Origin of the sequence: Oceaniferula marina, from assembly GCF_013391475.1 — a bacterium.
Classification (GTDB): Bacteria; Verrucomicrobiota; Verrucomicrobiia; order Verrucomicrobiales; family Akkermansiaceae; genus Oceaniferula; species Oceaniferula marina.
On record NZ_JACBAZ010000008.1, the window covers coordinates 152,753 to 172,720 of the forward strand.

Below are 19,968 nucleotides of genomic sequence, written 5' to 3' on the forward strand. Positions count from 1 at the left end.
TCTTTTAGGCCTTTCTCTTTTGCATCACGCCCTAGATTCAACATGCCCCCATCCCTCCGCTCCCTCTGCTGCCTGATCACCCTGCTTTCGTCAGTCTTCACATGCCGGGGGCACGTCGTAGAACAGCTCTTTTTCATTTTAGAAAAAGCAGGCCCCCAATGGGAGGTCACAAGCGCATTCGACGCCGGATACGCACTGCCGAAATTCCGCGACGACGCCTCATCACCGCAACCTCCTCGCTCGTGGCTAACAGGACTAAGCGAGAAAGAGCATCAGGCGCTACGCACTGAAGCCGAAACCTACCTGCGCGAGTCCATGCTCTTCAGCTATGGAGATCAAACCGCCGATTTCACCGTCAGCTTTCCCGACTTTGCAAACCGACCACCCAGCTTCCCAACCATGCTGAACGGAGGTGCTTATTTCAACATCAGCCTCCGCGGCAACATTGAAATCCAGCAAGGTCAAGCGCTCAAACTCACGATTGCACAGGGAGATCGGCCCAACTTCATCATCGCCAGTGGCCCCCAAAGCAAGCGCCAATACCGGATCCTCAAACCGGGAGAATCGGTCGAACTGTTCACGCTTGACCCAAGCGGCAACGAGCACATCCCCCAACACACGGGCAATCTCGATTGGATCCGTCTCGGCTACCAACACGTCCTGCCCGATGGATGGGATCACGCCCTGTTCATTCTTGCGCTTTTCCTCATGGCTCGCCGCTGGCAAGCGCTACTCGCCCAATCCCTGTGTTTCACCATCGCCCACTGCATCACGCTCGGACTGGCCAGCAGCCACGCAATGGCCATTCAACAATGGCCGGGAGCCTGGCTAATCGAACCGCTGATAGCACTCAGTATTGCGGCCGTCGCGATAGAAAACCTGTTCACGGATCAACAAAGCAAGAGACGACTCGTTACCGTGTTTCTCTTTGGACTCATCCACGGATTAGGATTTGCAGGGAGCCTTGGCACCTTGCTCAACCCCTCCGGCGAAAACGGCATTCGCTCCCTGGTATTAGCCAACATCGGCGTCGAACTTGCCCAAGTCACCCTGCTACTGATAGCATGGATCCTAACGACCTCCTGGCACACCTCGAAGATCTACCCCCGATTCAGAGCCATCGCGTCCGCCGGCATCAGCCTAATCGCTCTGTTCTGGTTTGTTGACCGACTTTGGTCCAGCCACCCGTTCTAACGGAAGGTGATTTTTATTCCTCTGGAACGCCAGGCCTTACTGATCGCATCCTGCATTTCTTCCCAGGACCTGCCGGCCAAAAGCACATTCAAAGCATCCTCTCCACTTTTGCCCTCTTTCAAGGCTTTGAGAAAAGCATTGATGTTCGCTCGGTCCTTATTGCCATCCCAATGGAAATAATAATAGGTAAGCAATAAGCCGACCCCGTAATTCAGGTTTCCGTTGGCAGTAAAACTCGAATACGGCTGCAACATATAACGCTTCAATGGAGGAAGGGCAATTTCATCCCCCAGATTACGACCTCCTACCCCACCCTTACCGTATTCCATCACGTAGTCTTTGATGGCGCTCAAATTGGTTTTCACCATAAATTTACCGGAACGGTATGGTGTAACAGCCACATACTCGGCCAGGCCTTCGGAAAACCATCCGCGGGCCCCGGATTCAAAATAGGCATTATCCGTAAGTTGGTGAGCCAATTCATGAGGCAGGGTTTTATTACTTCCCTTGTGGTCATACATATAACCACTACCCACCTTTTTAACCCCCAATCCTTCCAAGGGAGCCATCACCACTCCCTTTCCTCCACGGGACATAAAGACCCCGGCCGATGATGGAGGACCACCATTCGAAATGTAGCTATCCCTTGTCTCAAACAGCAGAATTTTGTGGCGAAACTGCGCACCTGGAATGTGCGCTTTCATCGAAGCAATCGGCAATTCCCTACAATATTCACGCGTCGCCTCAAACATGGCGGCAAATTTTTTCACCACACTCTTATTCAGCCTGACATCTGATACGAACTCATAATTCGGGCTGTGATAGACATACTCATTATTCGTATCATCCTCCTTCACAATGGCAATCTCGACATCAAACCCGGAATCAATCCGGTCAGGCCACTCCGCATCAAAGTTGTCCTTCAAGCCATACTGTTTTTTTAAAGCAGCCGCTGAAAACCCACCGCGTGAAACACGCTTCGTATCCCCCGAAGATTCATTTTCCTTGGGTTTTTCTTCTGCCTCCTCCTGCTTTTTCTCCTGCCACTCTTTGATGTAATCGACATCTTCCTTCGAAAGTTTTTCAAACGGCACTTGGTAGGTTTTCCCATTTTTTTGGAGTTTCAACTCCACCTTACCTTCCATCACCTGGACAATGTTGGCTTCAATTTTTCGCCCCTGAACATCGGTGAACGTCCGTCCCATCGCCGGGATCGCACATGCTACCAGCCAGGCTGCGCCACAGCATACAATTCGTTTGTTTTTCATCATTTCAGTATGTCTATTGGTATAACGTCTCAAAAGGAGGAATAGTTCAATCATTTGCCACTTTTTCCATGCACAGCTCCCGGTTCACTGCCCGATCCCGACCGTTGGCTGCGGTATCCTGATAAGAAAAACAGCACACAAGCCAAAACAACCATCGAAAGACCCAACCAGAAAAACGACCACCCTCCGGGCATGCCGATACAGGCTCCATAATACCAACCACACAACAAACTGCCACTGCAGGCTCCCATACCGCTGGACAAGGTGCCCAACAAAGCTTGGGCCTGATTCCGCATCCCCGGTTCGACCCGTCGATTCACCAGCATCTGCCCGGTAACATAATAAAACGTGTAGCAAGGGCCATGCATCGCGATGCCCAGCCAGACCCACCACAAACTGCCGGACCATCCTGCAAAGGCAAACAACAAGTAACGCAACAATGCAAAGGCCAAGGCAGCAACCAAAACCCACTTCACCCTGCCTCGCGCAAGAAAGCCCCCGAGTAACAACAAAGCCACCACTTCAGTCACCTGCCCAAGTGTCATCGATGCCGCCGGGTGCCCGTCCCCCAGATCACGCAGCAAAATCGGCGTATACATGTAAAATGCAGCCAATGGGATCGAGAGCAGAACCGTTGTTATCAAAAACACCCGCATCGATGGCTCCTTAAATAAATGGATAGCATCCATGCCAAAGTAACGCCTCCAGCTAAGCTGCTGCCCCGGCGTCCCTTGTGGTGGGGTATCCGGCATCATAAAACAGGCCAAGCCCAATAAAATTCTGGCACCCATCGCAGCCATGCCAGCCATCGGCGAACTATCCCAGGCCAGAAAACTGACCACTAAACCCGCAGCAATCCAACCAAAGGTTCCCCACAACCGATACAAGGGGAAGCGTTTCTCCGGCTCATCCAGATGCGTCAGAGCGACGGTCGAGAGCAGGGCCATCATCGGAGCGGCAATCAAGGCATTGAGCCATTGAAATCCAAGGTAGGCCCAAGGTCCCCACCCCCACTCAATCGAAGCGAAGGCCAAGCCGAGGAAGACCGCCCCAGCCAAGGAGAGTGTCCCCATCAACTTTTGAGCCGAAAACCGATAGTCGGCCAGCGAACCGAAAATCAAAGGGGAAAACAATGAGGCCAGCGGCCCGGCGGCAAACGCGTATGGAATCACCCATTCCAAGCCCCGGGTGGACAAAATATTGGGCAGCGCCGGCGTCCATAAACCAGGCGCGACAAAAAGCAGGAAAAAGGCGACCGAAATCCACCAAAACCCACCACGCCCAAACTTCATCTGTAAACCACCCAGCACAAACACAAGCTACCGACTATCCCCCGCAGGTAAATACGAAAGTCCACAGCAGCACAACCGCCCCCCGGAATCAAACCGATAACAAAACGTCCAGCACCTGGTCGCTCTGAAGATCTTCAAACAAATGATCCGGCTGATAGAGCTCCAATTGCTCAGAGCTAAAACCACCCGTGGCCACGGCCAGCGTCACCGCTCCGATCGCTTTACCACAAGCAATATCCTTCGGTGTATCTCCAATCACCACTGTTTTTTCAGCTGAAAATTCGTTACCGTAATGAGCCGACGCCCGTTCGAGAGCCACAGGCCCCAAGCGGTTGCGATCATGGTGGTCGTCACCAAATGCGCCGAAGGCAAAATAATCATGCAAGCCGTAATGGCGCAGCTTTTCCCAAGCTCCCTCGGCAATATTTCCCGTCAACAAGCCGACGGCCACATCCTCCCGGACCAGTGAATCCAACAAGGGAACCACACCGGGAAGCACGCTACCCGTGAATTGAGCGAGGTTGGGCGACAAGTAATTCAAATACACCTCGTAAAACGTCTCGTGTGCGAGGTCGCGGGAAAAGTGATCCAACATCCCCATCACGATCCCGGCATCCGTACTGCCAGCCAAATCCAACTCCGGACCATCAGCACCGAAGAGTTCACAAGCCGCCTGTTTCAGGGCTGCCATCCCAGCACCACCGGTATCAATCAGTGTGCAATCAATATCAAATAACAATAGACGCGACATGGATTCTCTTTCTCGTGATCGGTAAAAACAAAAACCGGAACCTCGGAAATAGATCCGGATTCCGGTTTCTCAAGTTATCCGTAAAGAGGATGTTTACTCTTCACCCTCATCGAAATCATCGTCATCCAGATGCTCATCACCCTGGTCATTAGGATCAACCAGATTTCCGTGACTGAGCAGAAAATGACGAACCTGCTGCTCCTTCGGAAGAGGAGACAAGAGCATGGTCACCGCGCGTCCGGCCAGTCGGGCTGGCAGGTCAACGTTTGCAATCTGCTTGAGATCCTCAGCCACCTTGGTGAGCACCTCAAAGCCGATCTCCCGGTGAGCATTCTCACGGCCGCGGAACTGCAGGCGCACACGCACCTTGTTCCCCTGCTCGAGAAACTGCTCACAACGGGCAAGCTTGATATTGTAATCGTGAGTATCGGTTCCAACCCGGAGCTTGATCTCCTTGATTTTCACCGTTGCCTTGGCCTTGTTTTTCTTCAGCTTCGACTGCTCATACTTGTATTTCCCGTAATCACAAACCCGGCAAACCGGAGGTTTGGCATTTGGTGCTACTTCTACCAAATCCAATCCTACGCCCTTCGCCTTTTCAACCGCTTCACGTGAACTCATCACGCCTAGCTGCTGGTCTTCATAAACAACGCGCACTTTCGGGGCACGGATTCGCTCATTGACACGGGTCTGGTCACGACGACCACGGTACGGTTTCTTTTTCGGTTTAGCTATGGTGTTCTCCTTTGTTGGTTAGTTGTGGGAAATGAAATATCGGCCAATAGGCACGCAATTTTTAGAATCGTGTCGATTCTGAAAGGGTGTCGATTTTGTTACCATCAAGCTTTCCATGCACATCAGCGGGGGGCAATCACAGGACACAAACATCGACAGCCGGCTCACAATGCCCGGCTGGCAATTTCCTGTTGGATGGTTTGAACAAATTCATCGATCGACATCGCACCAAGATCATCTCGATCCCGGTGACGCACAGAGACGCTGCCACTCTCGGCCTCGCGTGCTCCGATAACCAACATGTAAGGCACCCTGTCCAATCTGGCAAGACGAATTTTCGCCCCCACCTTATCGGCATTCCGATCGGCTGAGACCCGGACTCCGGCATCCGCCAACTTCTTCACGGCGACATCCGCCGCCTCGTTGAATTTTTCCGAGATCGGAAGCACCCGCACCTGCTCTGGTGAGAGCCAAGTCGGGAATTTCCCTTCAAAATGCTCAATCAGCAAACCAGTAAAGCGCTCCAAGGAACCAAACGGCGCGCGGTGAATCATCACCGGACGATGCGGCTTGTTGTCCGACCCGATATACGTCAGATCAAAACGCTCAGGCAAGTTGTAGTCGACTTGCACCGTTCCAAGCTGCCAGTCGCGACCAATCACATCCTTGACGACAAAGTCGATCTTCGGCCCGTAGAATGCAGCCTCCCCTTCTTCCTCAATGTAATCGACCCCCAAGGTCTGCACGGCCTGCCGCAAAGCATCTTCCGCTTTGTCCCAATTTTCGGGGTCCCCCACATACTTGGTGCTGTCAGGGTCGCGCAACGAAAGGCGCACACTGTAATCCTCCATTCCGAGCGTCTGCAGCACGGTTTTCACCAGGCCAAGACACTTCTGGACTTCTTCCGCCACCTGATCAGGCGTGCAAAAAAGGTGGGCGTCATCCTGGGTAAAACCACGCACACGGGTCATGCCGCCCAGCTCACCGGACTGCTCCCAGCGGTAAACCGTACCAAACTCAGCAAGGCGAACCGGAAGGTCACGGTAGCTGTGGTGCTCACTGGCATAAACTTTGATATGATGCGGACAGTTCATCGGACGCAACATGTATCCCTCGATAGTCCCTGTATTCAGGCCATTGGTCAGCGTCGCGCAGGTGGCGCCCTCATCCGATAGCTTTTCGAGCGCATCCCTCTCAGGAATCGCTGCAAACTGGCTCTCCTGATAATATGGGAAGTGTCCGCTCGTCCGATACAAATCCAGCTTCCCGATGTGCGGAGTAAACACCTGGGAGTATCCCTGTTTGTCCAACTCACCGGTAATAAAATCCTGGAGGGCACGGCGGATCAGGCCGCCTTTGGGTTTCCAGAGGATCAAGCCCTGACCAACCGCTTCATCGATATGAAAAATCCCCAATTCCTTACCGAGGCGGCGGTGGTCTCGCTTTTTGGCCTCTTCAAGTTTTTCCAAATGCTCGTTGAGCATGGTTTTATTTTTAAAGCAGGTCCCGTAGACCCGTTGCAACTGAGGTCGGGTGTTGTCGCCTTTGTAAAAGGCAGACGCCACACTCATCACCTTAAACGCTTTGCAATTGCCGGTCCGGCCCACGTGTGGTCCGGCACAGAGGTCCCAGAACTCTCCATTTTTATAAATCGAAATTTCCTCCCCTTCCGGAATGTCATTCAGAAGATCCACCTTGAATTGGCTCACCGCATCGCGCTCGGACAACCCACCCAAGCGACCGCTCTCAGCGAGTGCCAAAGCTTCCTCACGGCTGACCACCACCTTCTCAAAGGTTTCATTGGCCTTCACCACCTTCTTCATTTCAGCCTCAATCCGCTCAAAGTCCGTCGTTGAAATCGCATGATCCAGCTCCACATCGTAATAGAAGCCGCTATCCACCGGAGGACCACCCGCTAACTGGGCATTCGGCCAAATCCGCAGAATGGCGGTCGCCAGAACGTGGGCACAAGAATGCCGCAGGCGCTCCAGATCACTCATTTGATGACGCTGTTCCAGCGTCTTACGTTCGTTTTTTGCTTCGGACATGTTGCAGCGAAAAAGCCACTACCGGAAGGGATTTGCAACCTTTTTTAACCACAGAAGACACGGAAAACACAGAAGTTGGCCGGGGAGAAGCGCCCAAAGCTCTCCCATTTGCTGAAGCAGCTCTTCCATCCTGCTGAAATCAGCTTTCTTCTTTCTCCGAAGTGAAGCTTATGTTAGCCATCTACTTACCATGAATGCCCGCTGCATGCTCATTCTAATCTTTGCTCTTTTCTTCAGCCCGTGGCTGCACGCCGAAGAAGAACCGGCAAAAGCAGACAAACCCCCTCAGTCCGGAAAATATGTATTCGGATACATTTCGACTCCACTCAACCTGCTGAACATGCTTCAAAAAGATGAAGAAGAGAGTTCAGAAGATGACCCCTTTGCTGCACAGGAGCCCGAAACAAAGCTTAAGCCTAGAAAAACACTATCTGAGTTTGCTCCCTTACTCGATCCTAGCAGCATACCACTGTGCCTTCCTCAACAAGCCCGCTACCGCGACCTTTCAAAAGCAGTCTCGCAATATGGATTATATATAAAAAATCCAGAGTGGATACTCCTCTCAACAGGCCCGAATGCAGATCATCGAATCTACTTTTGCTCCACATCCCATAATGCCGACATCATTGACCAAATTTTCATGGTCATGTGCGTGGGCATGCCCAAGTCCTTTATCACCCACGTAGATCTGGTTTCACTGAAGATGACCAACCATGCCCCCCCAATCAAAACATGGAAGAACCTGCAAGAGCTCAATCCCATTCCACGCATGCACTTGGGAGCAGTCACTATCAGTGGCGAAAGAAGCAGACTACATCTCAAATCACCCCGCCATTCAGGCTCCCTCGATTTCGAACTCACTATCGGAGAAAACAACCTTTATTACGACGGACAAATCCATTTTACATGCCAAATCCCAGACACTGACATTTTCATTCAACAACAAACAGCCTACACCGGACAACTTGACACACCCTTCATCATTGATTGCGGCACCTATGGAAATGAGAATGAAACTTTCCTACTCATCATTCATCAACAGGATATCACCCCTCCCCACTCCGATGCAGGCATCAAAATTCTCAAACGCATGGACAAAATCGAGGGCATCTATGCAAAACGCCCAACTAACAAAACTGAAACAGAACAAAAAAATATCATACGACACTATCATGCGAATTCATCGCTGCTCGATTTTCTCAATGAATACACAGAGGTCAAAGCCCAACCTCTAATTCGGACACAACAACAAAATGGCAAAGCTTACCCGCCGGACCAGCATGTCTTCGATATCACACCATGTCTCCGTGCTATTGGCTATAGCTTCAAAGCTCAACAATGGGTACACTACAACAAAAGCACGCAAAAAATCATCATTTACAGCCCTGATTATCAAGGCCACGAGATCATGACCATCATAGACGATCTTTTACCTCAAATCGTCATGGTGAATATGAAAATCACATTCTACGAAATCTCAAATAACCCTGACACAAATCCAATTTGGAAGCTTGATCAAATAAAAGATAACAACGCTCTGTTGCTCAAATCATATGCAACCGTTACCCGGAGTGGTGAAAAATCCATTTTCGGGGAGTATACCAGCAAGCCTCTAGCCCTACCGAACAAAGCAGCCCAGAAAGAACTCAGATATAAACCGTGCTGCGAAATCGAAACCACCATCAGTGATTATAAGCAAGTCCTCAATATGCGAGTGCATCTGGAAATACCTCCATTAGGAAGTAACAAAACCACAACCAAACTGAATTCTAATTTTGTCATGACAGACGGCGTCCCCACCATCGTCGAACTAGGACACCCTGACAGCGGCAAACGCACCATCGTTCTTGTTCTTCAAGCCGATGTCATCTCTCCGGACGGTTCACTTTATCGCGACCGACTAAAGCCCCTGCCTGTAGAATGATTTGGGTATAGGTCACAATTGATGTCCGAGAATCAGACCCGCACCCCGCATATCTTGCTCATCGCTACACCTTACTTGCCCCAGCACACGTTTTAGTTTGTCATATAGATCAATAGTTGAAATCTAAATTCCAACAATGCTTGTGATTCATTTTTCACAAGCTGGAACCACTAAGACAAACCAACGATGAAAGACTTCCTCAAATTCGCGCCACACGCCCTGATCATTGCCCTGCTTGCCGGGTTGATGCAACTCCTCGACCTTCAATCCGGAGGCTACTTTTTTGCCTGGGTCGGCTTCGCAGCCTGGGCCTGTTACTTTCTTGCAGGATGCACGCCCAAGGGAGGAGTCAAAGTGATCTCGTGCTGGGTCACCGGAGTCATCGCCTCGGTTGCCATCATCGAACTGGGTCTCAAACTAACCGAAGCGTCCGGCAATGCCTCTGTGGGGTTCCCGATTGCCGTTGGTTTTATCGCCTTTTTTGTGATTCTCTTTGAAAAAGTTCCGGGGCTCGATTTCATCCCGGCTTGGTTTGTCGGGGCTGCCTGTTTCTTTGGGGCCAACAACTTGCTCGGAGGCGACTACTCCAAATCGATTCCCGTCATCTTGATTTCCTGCGTTGTCGGGCAAATCTTCGGGGTGGTTACTGTCGCCCTGAGAACCAAGTATGGGGCCATGGTCGATGCCGAAGGTGAACAAGAAGCCGCTTCAGGAGAGGCCGCCTAAATACAAAAAAGCATGGGCTCCAAACCCATGCTTTTTACTTTCAAATTTTAGCTTCTACCATCAGCCCCACCCTCACAGGACGGGGCTTTTTTTATCCTTTCTTCAAAGCCTTATACCAAGTAGTAAACAGACGGGACGATAGCCGAGATGAATGAGTTCTTTGGTAAGGCACGACGAAGGAATGGTGCGGGCACCATGACTCAAACCATTCTCCCAGTTAAATTGGCAGAATGGTTTGAGTTTAAGATGATGAGTCAGTCAGCAAGCTGAACGGCAAGGAGGCACTGAATCTTTTAGATTTTACCGTTGTTGCGCGTCGGTTGCATAGCCCGCTATGCGCCTTCCTTGCGCCTAGTTAAAATCGAAAACCTTCAGTGCCATTCAGCCAATTTAACGGATCAAATGGTATAAGGAGAAACAAAGCCAAAGGAGTCATTCATACGGAACGCTCATGGATCACGCAGTGCTTTTCCAAATACCTCAACAACGATCAATCGTCTCGTCTGCTTTGCGGAGTGGTATTATGGCACACGCGGGAACTTCGAGAAGTCAGGTTGACGTTTTTCGACAAAGGCATTTTTACCCTCCTTACCCTCTTCGCTCATGTAGTAAAGCATGGTGGCATTTCCAGCCAAATCAAGAAGTCCCATCTGGCCGTCGCAATCCGCATTGAGGGCAGCCTTCAGACAGCGGAGAGCGATCGGCGAGTGCTCAAGCATTTCACGGCACCACTGCACCGTTTCGGTTTCAAGTTCGGCCAGTGGCACCACGGTATTCACCAGCCCCATCTCAAGCGCCTGCTCCGCGTTGTATTGGCGACACAAGTACCAGATCTCACGAGCCTTTTTCTGTCCGACGATCCGTGACAGGTAACTCGAGCCCAATCCTCCGTCAAAGGACCCGACCTTCGGCCCGGTCTGGCCAAAGATGGCATTGTCGGCAGCAATCGACAAATCGCAGACCACATGCAAGACATGTCCACCTCCGATGGCATAACCAGCGACCATCGCGACCACGGGTTTCGGTAGGTTGCGAATCTTGCGTTGCACATCCAGAATATTCAGCCGAGGCACTCCGTCACCACCAATGTATCCGGCATGACCACGAACTTTTTGATCCCCTCCGGAACAAAACGCCTTGTCTCCCGCTCCCGTCAGGATGATCACACCCACTTCGGGGTCTTCGTGGGCGAGATCGAGCGATTTCAACAACTCTTGGGTGGTCTCAGGGCGGAATGCATTACGCACCTCCGGCCGGTTGATTGTGATTTTGGCAATTTGGCCGTCTTCACTCTTTTCGTAAAGAACATCGGTAAAGTCATCAGGTTGGGCAGATTTCCACATGCCGAAATCATCCATACATCCATGGAAGCGTGCAACCGCTAAAAAAGCAAAATTCTCAGCCGGGCTCTGGTATGTCCCGGGGTCACTTCTCTGCAAGCGCTTCGAGCCATTGCACACAGACACCGGCAAAGGCTTCCGATTTTTCCCAGGGAACCCGGTGCCCGCAATCCTCAAGCACCTGGTGGCTCGCATTCTGGAAGAATGGGACAACCTCCTCAGCCAATGCAGTGAATTTCTCATCCCTGGCACCACTTAACCACAGAACCGGACAGCTCACCGCCCTCAATTGTGGTCGAAGGTCCTGCTGAGCCCCCAGTGACCAGTCAACAAAGGAACGAGCCACCGACGTCCGCCGATCTTTGAGCTGCATCCGGTCCGGCATCGCTGGACCATCAGCCAGAACCGACTGAGCTTGCCACTGCTCTAAAAACTCCCGCCAGTCCCCCTTCAACGCCCGAGCCGACCAGATCGCATCCTGAGCCCTCCTTACAGCCCGCTCCGATTCCTCCTGCAGCCCGGGATGAGCCGAGATAATGACGGCAGCCTTCCAGAGCTCGGGACGGGCGATCAGGGCATGGAGCGCCAATCGTCCACCCATCGAATAGGCAATCAGAATCGGCTCATCATCAACCCGTGCAATCTCAGAAGCCAGAGTGTCACCAAACTGGCTCAAGGGCATCGGACAGCAATCAAGAAAACGCCACAGGTCCAGACGCCGAACTTCCCCTCTTAAGGGAAGCCCGTGGGCGCGTAAGGCGTCGGACAAACCCAACCAGTCGGCCGGGCGTCCAACGGCTCCATGCAATGCCCATATCATGGGGCTAGCACTAAAGATTAGAGCGCTTTCAAACAAGCCTGAATCGCATCAAAGTCAGGCATATCATGTGGATTGTCGAGCACTTCGGCATAACGAACCACTCCTCCCTTATCGACGACAAAAGCCGAACGCTTGGAAACACCTCCCATAATCAAATTGGCCTCGGGAATGAAACTTTCATACGCCACGCCATAGGCCTCGGAGACTTCGTGTTCGTAGTCGCTGAGTAAGGTCAGGCCAATCCCCTCTTTTTTCGCCCAAGCTTCCTGAGCAAAGGGATTGTCTCCGGAAATTCCAACAACCTTGGCATCCAAAGCGGTGTAAGCATCCAGGCTCTTGGTAATCGAACAAAATTCAGCAGTGCAACCACCGGTAAATGCCATCGGCACAAACAAAAGCAACACATGGGAATCAGCCGTTAGATCGGACAAGGCAATGACTTGGGGGCCATCGGCAGTTTGAGAGACAAGGGAGAAATCAGGGGCTTGGTCGCCAATTTGAATAGACATGGTAGTTTGGTGGTTAATGGTGGTTTGATCGATAGTATCTAAGTCAGGTTGAATCAATCTTGGAGCCCATCAGGAGATCCGTTAGACCGATCAGTATCTCACGTTCAAGCCTGAGAATTTCCCATGGACCGTCGTAAGAACTCCGGACACTAAGCCACGTTATTGCAGCATGGCAAGTATGATCTTGAACACTCTCTGACATCTCACCCACGCGGCGGCGGGCCTTCGCGTTGTGCCCGTTCGTCCTGCAGCTGCTGCAAGGTCGGAGGAGACGTCAACAAACGTCTGACACACCACCACCCCGCAACCGATCCGCCGAAGTGGCATGCGTGACTGATTTCAAACAATCCGCCTCCGGCCCACCCCGCGACAAGCCCTCCCATCTGGGACAAACCGGGCAAACCCAGCCCCGGATGCATCAACCACATACCGAGCTCTGCCAGGATCAAACCCATCCCCAAATGTTTACCACTCACAGGGACCGGCCACATTCGAACCTCGGGAGACAAGGACACCAAAGCCAGCAGCAGAGCGAAACAGGCGCCGGAGATCCCGACCAAATAAAGTTCGTCATGTCCGGTCCAGGCAAAAACCAACCCGGTCAAGGCATGCAAAACACCTCCAAATAATACACCGTAAAAGATAATCTCCATACACTTCCGCCACCCCAGAATGTGCATCACCCGGCCACCGACCATCCACAACATCAACACATTCACCCAAAGGTGCAGCCAGTTCCCATGCAGCACACCATAACTCAACAACTGCCACACCCGCCCCTTGGACAATCCGTCCCACGACAAGCCAAACCACACAAATGGCTCAGGCCACCGCTCAACACCACCGCCCACGGCAAGCAAGGCATAAACCGCAATCAACGATACCGTCAAAAGAGTCAACGGCTCCAGCCCCGGTCGATGCAACTGCACTCGGGGAAGGCACTTCAGCTTTGAAAATCGGGAGGTGATTTTGCAATCTTACCGAATTCATCCGCATATGGCACGCAGAAAAGTAGGGCATACCTCAGCCCGCACCGACGCTTCATTCCCGACAAGCGAAAAGCTAACTAAACAGCCCCATTTTCTCATCTTCCTCGATCCGGTCGCGATCAAACAGGCCTCCGGAAACCTCCCATTCTTGCTCGGGCAACTTCTGCTCGATGACATCAATTTCCGGATCTTGATTTTTCCGGGTGCGTTCAAGAAAGTCGTGATAATACAGCACTTCCATCCGACCATCGTGATGTTCCACCACACAGCTAAGGGTCTCCACCCAGTCGCCACTGTTCAGATAGTGAACGCCATCGATCACCTCATCCGCCGGGGTATGAATATGGCCGCAGATGATGCCGTCGCAATTTCGCTTCACCGCCAGTTCGACAAGTTTTTCTTCGTATTTGCCCACAAAGTTCACCGCTGATTTCACCCTACCTTTAATCGCCTTACTTACGGAGTAATACTCCTTCCCTCTCCAGCTTCGGTACCGGTTATAAACACGGTTGAAGCGCAACAAGGCATCGTAACCAAAAGAACCTAACACCGCCATCCATTTGAAATCCGTGGATACCGCATCAAAGCCATCTCCGTGAAGCACGAGAAACTTGCGTCCGTCAGCAGCCACATGAACGATTTCATTCCGGCAACGCAAGCGACCTAACTCCATTGCCAGAAATTGCTGAAGAAAATCATCGTGATTGCCACGCAAATACACCACTTCCGATTCCTCTTTTTCCATTTTCTTGAGCAGCATTCGAACCACCCGGGTGTGGATCTTTTTCCACTTGCTCCCGCGCTTCAGCGCCCAACCATCGATAATATCACCATTGAGCACCACCTTCTCGCATCGGGTATGCTTGAGAACGTCAACCACCTCCCGGGCCTTGCTGTCGTGTGACCCCAAATGCAGGTCCGATAAAAATAGAGTCCTCACATTCATCGGCTTTCTGGTTTTGCTCGACTGCTTCCCTCTACCATTTTGCCGGATGACCTCTTGCAGATGGGATTCAAACTGACGAGTGATTTCATTCCACCCTAATTTTTGCGTATCACGGCAAGCACGTTGCCGCAAATGATTCAAGCCTCTCAAATCCACCGCTTGTTCGGCTTTTTGCAAGAACTCAAACGCATCCCCCTTGGTTGCGACCAAACCGTTGACACCATCCACGACATGCTGCCTGGCCGCTGCATAGTTGTAGGAAACAGTAACCATGCCACTCGCCATCCCTTCCAACAAAACATTGCCAAAGGTTTCGGTTTCACTCGGAAAGAGCAAAATATCCGCCGAGGCGTAATGAGTCGCCAAAGCCGTCCCCTGCTGCACACCTACAAAATGCACATGCCGATGTTCCTGTTTCAGCCGATCACGCATCGGGCCTCCGCCAACAACAACAAACTGCATATCGGGCACTTTCTGCCGCATCATCCGAAACGCCTCCATTGCCAACTCCAGATTCTTTTCCGGAGCCAGACGCCCCACCACCATGGCAACCGGTGTCGAAGGTCTCGCCCCCCAACGCATACGCAACTCTGCAGACCGTTTGTCCGGCGAAAACAAGGTGGTATCCACCCCTCTCCCCATGAGCTTGATATTGTTAAAACCATCACGCTCCAACATCGACTTCACATCCTCCGAGGGAACCAAGGTGCAGTTCGCCATGTCATGCACCCGCCGCAAGTATGCCAGTGCGGCATTCTGCATCTTTCCTAGATGATATTGCTTCATGTAGTGGTGAAAATTGGTGTGAAACCCAGCAATGGTGGGGATCCCCAAACGACGGGCCACCTTCATGGCCGAAAAGCCAAGCAGACTCTCAGTCGCCACATACAGGGCATCCGGACGTTTTTTCTGCCATCGCTTGAGCAATTTGCCCTTTTTGGGAAACCCGAACCGAACTTCGGGATAGCCGAGCAGAGGCAATGACTGCAGCTTCACTTCCCCTTGCCCCTCTTCAGGGGCTGTATGCAGCACGTAGACCAGGTGGCCTCTGGCACGTAATCCATCCACCAATTTCCCCAGCGTCATGGCCACTCCGTTCACGTCCGGTCGATATGTATCCGTTACAATTTCAATTCTCATCTTCTTTTTCTAATATTCCGCAGCTATTAAGCCACAGTCCGACATTGACGACGCATGTGACAGTGTATCAGTTTCGCCACACAACGATGAACCAAGACCCTGAACATCAACATACTGCTGCCGAGTCGATGAACTACGGCATCCTCGGTGATGACAAACAAAGCACGCCGGAGCGACTCGAGAAGTATACCGGAACGGTCGACTGGGAGTATTTACAGCCTCATTTTGATTCAGGTGCCCTCATCTACGTCGACCCCTCGCTCAGCCTGACCGAGGTGGGACAGGCACTGGCAGACGACAACAAAGCAGCGGTCGAAACATGGCTCAAATCGGGAGATCTAGTTAAGCCATCCGAATTACATGTCGAATGGTGGAAGAAAAACCCCGAAACCTTCAACGCCCTCGTCGTATCCCCATTTGTCTTGATGCAGCCGGTTCAAAAGACGTAAAAAGTTCTTTTTTTTCGGGAGTCGTCCTTGACATGCAGCGACTTAGCGTCGATAGGCCCCTCCGCCATGAAGAAACTTCCATTACTTCTCAGCACCGCCTCCTTGATGTTTTTGACGCCCAGCGTCGCTAAAACAAACAAGACCGCACCTGATAAAGACAAAGAAGCCAAAGTGCTCAAGACCGAGCACGGCAAGGCATCTTGGTATGAAATCAAGTGCAACGGAGGGACCCATACCGCGAGTGGCATTCCTCTCAAGGACCATGCCATGACAGCGGCCCACAAAACCCTGCCCATGGGCACCAAAGTGCGCGTCACCAATAAGCGTAACGGCAAGTCCGTTGTGGTTAAAATCACCGACCGCGGGCCATACATCAAGGGCCGAGTCATTGACGTCACCAAAGGGGCCGCCAAAAAACTCGATTTCATCAGAACCGGCGTAGTCCACTGCAAAGTCGAAGTCCTCGAAGACTAATACCATTTGAGTGGTTCGTTTGTCGGAATGGCGGTGTTCGTTTGGCCTTGAGTTCAAGGCGTGACAAAGGAATGTAGCGAGCTACATGACTGAGGAAAAACGCCGAAATCAAGCCAAAGAAATACCGCTTTTCATTCCCATCAGCTACGCTGACTAGCTTCCACCTCAAGCTCTTCACTATTTGTCCATTCCGATAAAATAACCGGGAGAATGGTATAAACGACGGGTTCCCGTCTTGCGCATAAGATCAGCAAAACAGACGGGAATGCTTGAGCCTGATGCTGTTGCATCTCGGCAAAGCAGCCATCTCTCGACTAAGCCCAGGCAGACGTGTCGACACACTGATCGCCTGCCTACCGACAGCCTAAAAGTTGTCTTAGGGCTCGTCGCTCTGCTGCGTGCACGCGCTTATTCGGATACCGCTCGGTGCACCTTGGCTGGGACCAGCATCTGCAGGTAGCCGCCTTGAGATGGCGGGCGAACATCGCTGATCTGAATCACCGAGGCCTTGCGAACGTGTATGCCACCGGCTTCGCAACCCAGCAACCATTCGGCGAGATAGGAAAAATCCGGCTCGTGCCCAACGATCGCCACACGCTCGAACTCAGCGTAGGCCTTCAGTTCAGCCGCGGCTCGGTTGGGACGCATCCCACAGGCCAACCACGGTTCGATCACCGGTGCGTCCAAGCCGCAAACATCACAAAAAATCTCAGCGGTCTGCTTTGCCCGGATCAGCGGGCTGGCCAGCGTCACCTCCGGAAGCAGTTTATTTTTTTTGAGAAACTCCCCCACACTGCGGGCTTGGAGTTCTCCCTTTTCCGTCAAGACCCGAGCAGCATCGTCAAAACGATGGGACTCAGCCTGAGCGTGGCGTATCAATAGTAGTTCCATGATTGCATTATTTAAGTTCAATGGGTGATGCAGACCTTGGTGGATGTTTCACCAAGGCCCATGCTACCATGTTTCGCCCGACGAGTCGGGTCGCCCAAGCAGATCTTACATGGTCATCCCGCCGTCACTGGCGATCACCTGGCCGGTAATATAACGAGCCTCAGCACTTGCGAGGAAGAGCGTTAATGTGGCAATATCTTCAGGTTGCCCCATCTCCTTGAGAGGAATGTTCCCCACGATGCCCTCTTTCTGAGCATCATTCAATTCATCCGTCATGTCGGTGACAATAAAGCCGGGAGCAATCGCGTTGCAGGTCACTTTGCGCCCTGCGAGTTCACGAGCCACGGATTTGGTGAAACCAATGAGGCCCGCTTTACTCGCGGCATAATTGGCTTGGCCCGCATTCCCCATCAGGCCAATCACGGAACTGATGTTGATAATCCGCGGATCTGCAGCCTTCATCAAGGGCCGTTGAAAGGCTTTCACCGTGTTAAAGGCCCCTTTGAGGTTGGTGTTGAGCACCAAATCCCAATCGCTATCCTTCATCCGCATCAGCAACCCGTCACGGGTCACTCCGGCATTGTTAACGATAATATTGACTCCTCCAAAATCGGCGATCACCTGCTTGCCAAGCTCCTGCACAGCATCATAATCCGCAACATCCACCGCATAAGCCTTGGCTGCTCCGGGAGTCTCCGCATTGATCGCCTCTGCGGCGGCACCACAACTACTCTCACTCCGGCTCACTACCGCCACCTTGCCACCTTCAGCGACAAAGGCCTTGGCAATTTCCAATCCAATTCCCCGGCCTGCGCCGGTCACGACTGCAACTTTATCTGTAAAACGTGCCATGCGCGCATCCTGCCCGCGAATACCCGCCCTGCCAACTGAAAACAATGTCCTAAGCCAATTATTAAGTTTACCTGACGGCAATAATTCCACATAACTCGTCTCCGCACGATCTTACGCTGCATCAAACCCTATATTGAACCATGTCCAAATTCGAAATCTACCGTCTCCTCCACTTCGCAGGCATTTTCACCCTGTTGTATGCCTTTGGCTCTCTTTTCATTGGCAAAAACTACAACAAGGGAGCCGCCATGCTACACGGCGTCGGGCTACTGTTGATTCTCGTCAGCGGATTTGGCATGCAAGCCGTCATGAACCATGGTTTTCCGATCTGGATCATCCTCAAACTACTCATCTGGGTTGCCTTCGGAGGATTCCTCGTGCTGGCTAAAAAGAGTGTCATCAACGGCTTCACCGCATGGGTTCTCATCCTGACCCTCGGGCTCTGCTCTGTCTATCTGGCGAAACACCGCCCCACGTTCAGCGTCAAAGCCAAGGTGACTGAAACGAAATAAACCGACCCTTCACCCCGCCGGGGTTCATGCACCACGTCGAAACCATCAAACTTCCCCACGATCTCCGTGAATTCACCGAGATCATCGACGTACGCTCCCCGTCGGAGTTTTCAGAAGACCATCTCCCGGGAGCCATCAATCTTCCGGTCCTCAACGACGACGAACGGCGCAAGATTGGAACGCTGCACAAAACCAGCCCCTTTGCAGCCCGCAGACTGGGCGCAGGGCTGATCTCTGCCAATATTGCCCGCCACCTGTCCGATCACCTCGCCGAAAAAGATAAATCCTACGCCCCTCTGGTTCATTGCTGGCGAGGAGGCATGAGGTCGAACTCTCTGGCACACGTCATGCGCTCGATCGGCTGGAGGGCTCGCGTGCTCGAAGGCGGCTACAAGGCATTCCGAACATTCTCCAGTCGAGAACTCGAACACATCCTGGAACACCCGGAACTCCAACTCACCGTGCTCGCAGGACCCACCGGCGTGGCCAAAACCCGCCTGCTCAAAACCCTGCAAGCCCGTGGCGCCCAGGTGCTCGACCTCGAGGGACTCGCCAAACATAAAGGGTCCATCCTCGGCCTCCCCCCGGACACCTACCAACCCAGCCAAAAACACTTCGAAACCAAACTCTGGAAAACACTCTCGGAGTTCGACCCCTCACAGCCGATCTTCACCGAATCCGAGAGCAATCGCATCGGCAAGCTGCATTGCCCTCCGGCACTCTGGAAAAAACTGGCGCAAAGCCAGGTCGTCAGCATCAGCCTACCACTCAAGCACCGTGCGGCATTCCTACTCGATGATTACCCGTATTTCACCCGCTCCCCGCAAGACCTGAAGTCCCTGCTCGATAAACTCATCAAGCTTAGAGGTCACGACCAAATCCGCGAATGGCAAGAGCAAATCGATAAGCAACAATGGCCCGACTTCGTCGCCTCCATTCTGGTCAACCACTACGACCTCGCCTACCGTCAGGCAGGTGAGGAAAAATCAAACTACCCGGCACCCTCGGCCGAGATTGAACTACCGGATTTTTCACATACCTCCCTGCAGAGTGCCGCAGACGAATTGGTCCAAGTGGCAACAAGGCGTTGAAGCCACAGGACACTTAG

The 19,968-nt window shown here is 52.2% G+C and carries 19 protein-coding genes; 7 read left to right on the forward strand and 12 right to left on the reverse strand.

Going from position 1 to position 19,968, the window contains the following annotated elements; all coding sequences use genetic code 11:
- Window positions 1-42: 42 nt before the first annotated feature.
- Window positions 43-1,194 carry a HupE/UreJ family protein gene (locus HW115_RS16220; protein WP_178933998.1) on the forward strand — a complete coding sequence of 384 codons (1,152 nt, stop codon included), beginning with the start codon at window positions 43-45 and terminating at the stop codon, window positions 1,192-1,194.
- On the opposite strand, the gene HW115_RS16225 is transcribed toward HW115_RS16220, so the two are convergent.
- From HW115_RS16225 to thrS, 5 genes are all read right to left on the reverse strand, one after another.
- Complete coding sequence (locus tag HW115_RS16225) at window positions 1,191-2,465, reverse strand: SHD1 domain-containing protein (RefSeq protein ID WP_178933999.1); 1,275 nt, start codon at window positions 2,463-2,465, stop codon at window positions 1,191-1,193. The two genes, HW115_RS16220 and HW115_RS16225, sit on opposite strands and share 4 nt — an antisense overlap.
- A 47-nt stretch (window positions 2,466-2,512) precedes the next feature.
- Window positions 2,513-3,754 carry an MFS transporter gene (locus tag HW115_RS16230; protein WP_178934000.1) on the reverse strand — a complete coding sequence of 414 codons (1,242 nt, stop codon included), beginning with the start codon at window positions 3,752-3,754 and terminating at the stop codon, window positions 2,513-2,515.
- 88 nt (window positions 3,755-3,842) lie between these two features.
- A complete protein-coding gene (locus HW115_RS16235) occupies window positions 3,843-4,505 on the reverse strand; it encodes an HAD family hydrolase (RefSeq protein ID WP_178934001.1) in 663 nt (220 codons plus the stop codon).
- 93 nt (window positions 4,506-4,598) lie between these two features.
- Window positions 4,599-5,162, reverse strand: coding sequence for a translation initiation factor IF-3 (gene infC, locus HW115_RS16240; protein WP_425498144.1), 564 nt, complete (start codon window positions 5,160-5,162; stop codon window positions 4,599-4,601).
- Between the two features lie 242 nt (window positions 5,163-5,404).
- Window positions 5,405-7,288, reverse strand: coding sequence for a threonine--tRNA ligase (thrS, locus tag HW115_RS16245; RefSeq protein WP_178934002.1), 1,884 nt, complete (start codon window positions 7,286-7,288; stop codon window positions 5,405-5,407).
- A gap of 205 nt (window positions 7,289-7,493) precedes the next feature.
- On the opposite strand from thrS, the gene HW115_RS16250 reads away from it, so the two are divergent.
- Together HW115_RS16250 and HW115_RS16255 are read left to right on the forward strand one after the other, a co-directional pair.
- The gene (locus HW115_RS16250; RefSeq protein WP_178934003.1) at window positions 7,494-9,212 is read left to right on the forward strand and encodes a hypothetical protein; all 1,719 of its coding nucleotides are present in this window, start codon (window positions 7,494-7,496) and stop codon (window positions 9,210-9,212) included.
- A 186-nt stretch (window positions 9,213-9,398) separates the two neighbouring features.
- The gene (locus HW115_RS16255) at window positions 9,399-9,938 is read left to right on the forward strand and encodes a DUF1097 domain-containing protein (RefSeq protein ID WP_178934004.1); all 540 of its coding nucleotides are present in this window, start codon (window positions 9,399-9,401) and stop codon (window positions 9,936-9,938) included.
- A gap of 521 nt (window positions 9,939-10,459) precedes the next feature.
- On the opposite strand, the gene menB is transcribed toward HW115_RS16255, so the two are convergent.
- The 5 genes from menB to HW115_RS16280 all read right to left on the reverse strand — a co-directional run bounded on the left by menB (window position 10,460) and on the right by HW115_RS16280 (window position 15,682).
- Window positions 10,460-11,281 carry a 1,4-dihydroxy-2-naphthoyl-CoA synthase gene (gene menB / locus HW115_RS16260; protein WP_178934005.1) on the reverse strand — a complete coding sequence of 274 codons (822 nt, stop codon included), beginning with the start codon at window positions 11,279-11,281 and terminating at the stop codon, window positions 10,460-10,462.
- A gap of 82 nt (window positions 11,282-11,363) precedes the next feature.
- Window positions 11,364-12,098, reverse strand: coding sequence for an alpha/beta fold hydrolase (locus HW115_RS16265; RefSeq protein ID WP_178934006.1), 735 nt, complete (start codon window positions 12,096-12,098; stop codon window positions 11,364-11,366).
- Between the two features lie 17 nt (window positions 12,099-12,115).
- Complete coding sequence (locus HW115_RS16270; RefSeq protein WP_178934007.1) at window positions 12,116-12,607, reverse strand: redoxin domain-containing protein; 492 nt, start codon at window positions 12,605-12,607, stop codon at window positions 12,116-12,118.
- A 203-nt stretch (window positions 12,608-12,810) separates the two neighbouring features.
- Window positions 12,811-13,506 carry a rhomboid family intramembrane serine protease gene (locus HW115_RS16275; protein ID WP_178934008.1) on the reverse strand — a complete coding sequence of 232 codons (696 nt, stop codon included), beginning with the start codon at window positions 13,504-13,506 and terminating at the stop codon, window positions 12,811-12,813.
- A gap of 163 nt (window positions 13,507-13,669) precedes the next feature.
- Window positions 13,670-15,682 (reverse strand): glycosyltransferase, encoded by a 2,013-nt coding sequence (locus HW115_RS16280; protein WP_178934009.1) that lies wholly within the window; start codon window positions 15,680-15,682, stop codon window positions 13,670-13,672.
- An 86-nt stretch (window positions 15,683-15,768) separates the two neighbouring features.
- On the opposite strand from HW115_RS16280, the gene HW115_RS16285 reads away from it, so the two are divergent.
- Both HW115_RS16285 and HW115_RS16290 read left to right on the forward strand, forming a co-directional pair.
- Entirely contained in the window at window positions 15,769-16,131 is a 363-nt protein-coding gene (locus tag HW115_RS16285) for a DUF2288 domain-containing protein (RefSeq protein ID WP_227021590.1), read from the forward strand.
- Between the two features lie 66 nt (window positions 16,132-16,197).
- Complete coding sequence (locus HW115_RS16290; RefSeq protein WP_178934010.1) at window positions 16,198-16,605, forward strand: septal ring lytic transglycosylase RlpA family protein; 408 nt, start codon at window positions 16,198-16,200, stop codon at window positions 16,603-16,605.
- A 408-nt stretch (window positions 16,606-17,013) separates the two neighbouring features.
- Here HW115_RS16290 and HW115_RS16295 read toward each other — a convergent pair whose 3' ends face one another.
- Both HW115_RS16295 and fabG read right to left on the reverse strand, forming a co-directional pair.
- On the reverse strand, window positions 17,014-17,496 hold the full coding sequence (locus tag HW115_RS16295) for a SixA phosphatase family protein (RefSeq protein WP_178934011.1): 483 nt from the start codon (window positions 17,494-17,496) through the stop codon (window positions 17,014-17,016).
- Window positions 17,497-17,601: 105 nt separating this feature from the next.
- The gene (gene fabG / locus HW115_RS16300; RefSeq protein ID WP_178934012.1) at window positions 17,602-18,348 is read right to left on the reverse strand and encodes a 3-oxoacyl-[acyl-carrier-protein] reductase; all 747 of its coding nucleotides are present in this window, start codon (window positions 18,346-18,348) and stop codon (window positions 17,602-17,604) included.
- A gap of 140 nt (window positions 18,349-18,488) precedes the next feature.
- On the opposite strand from fabG, the gene HW115_RS16305 reads away from it, so the two are divergent.
- Window positions 18,489-18,860, forward strand: a complete 372-nt coding sequence (locus HW115_RS16305; protein ID WP_178934013.1) for a hypothetical protein — start codon at window positions 18,489-18,491, stop codon at window positions 18,858-18,860.
- A 26-nt stretch (window positions 18,861-18,886) separates the two neighbouring features.
- Window positions 18,887-19,951 carry a tRNA 2-selenouridine(34) synthase MnmH gene (mnmH, locus tag HW115_RS16310; protein WP_178934014.1) on the forward strand — a complete coding sequence of 355 codons (1,065 nt, stop codon included), beginning with the start codon at window positions 18,887-18,889 and terminating at the stop codon, window positions 19,949-19,951.
- Window positions 19,952-19,968: the final 17 nt, after the last annotated feature.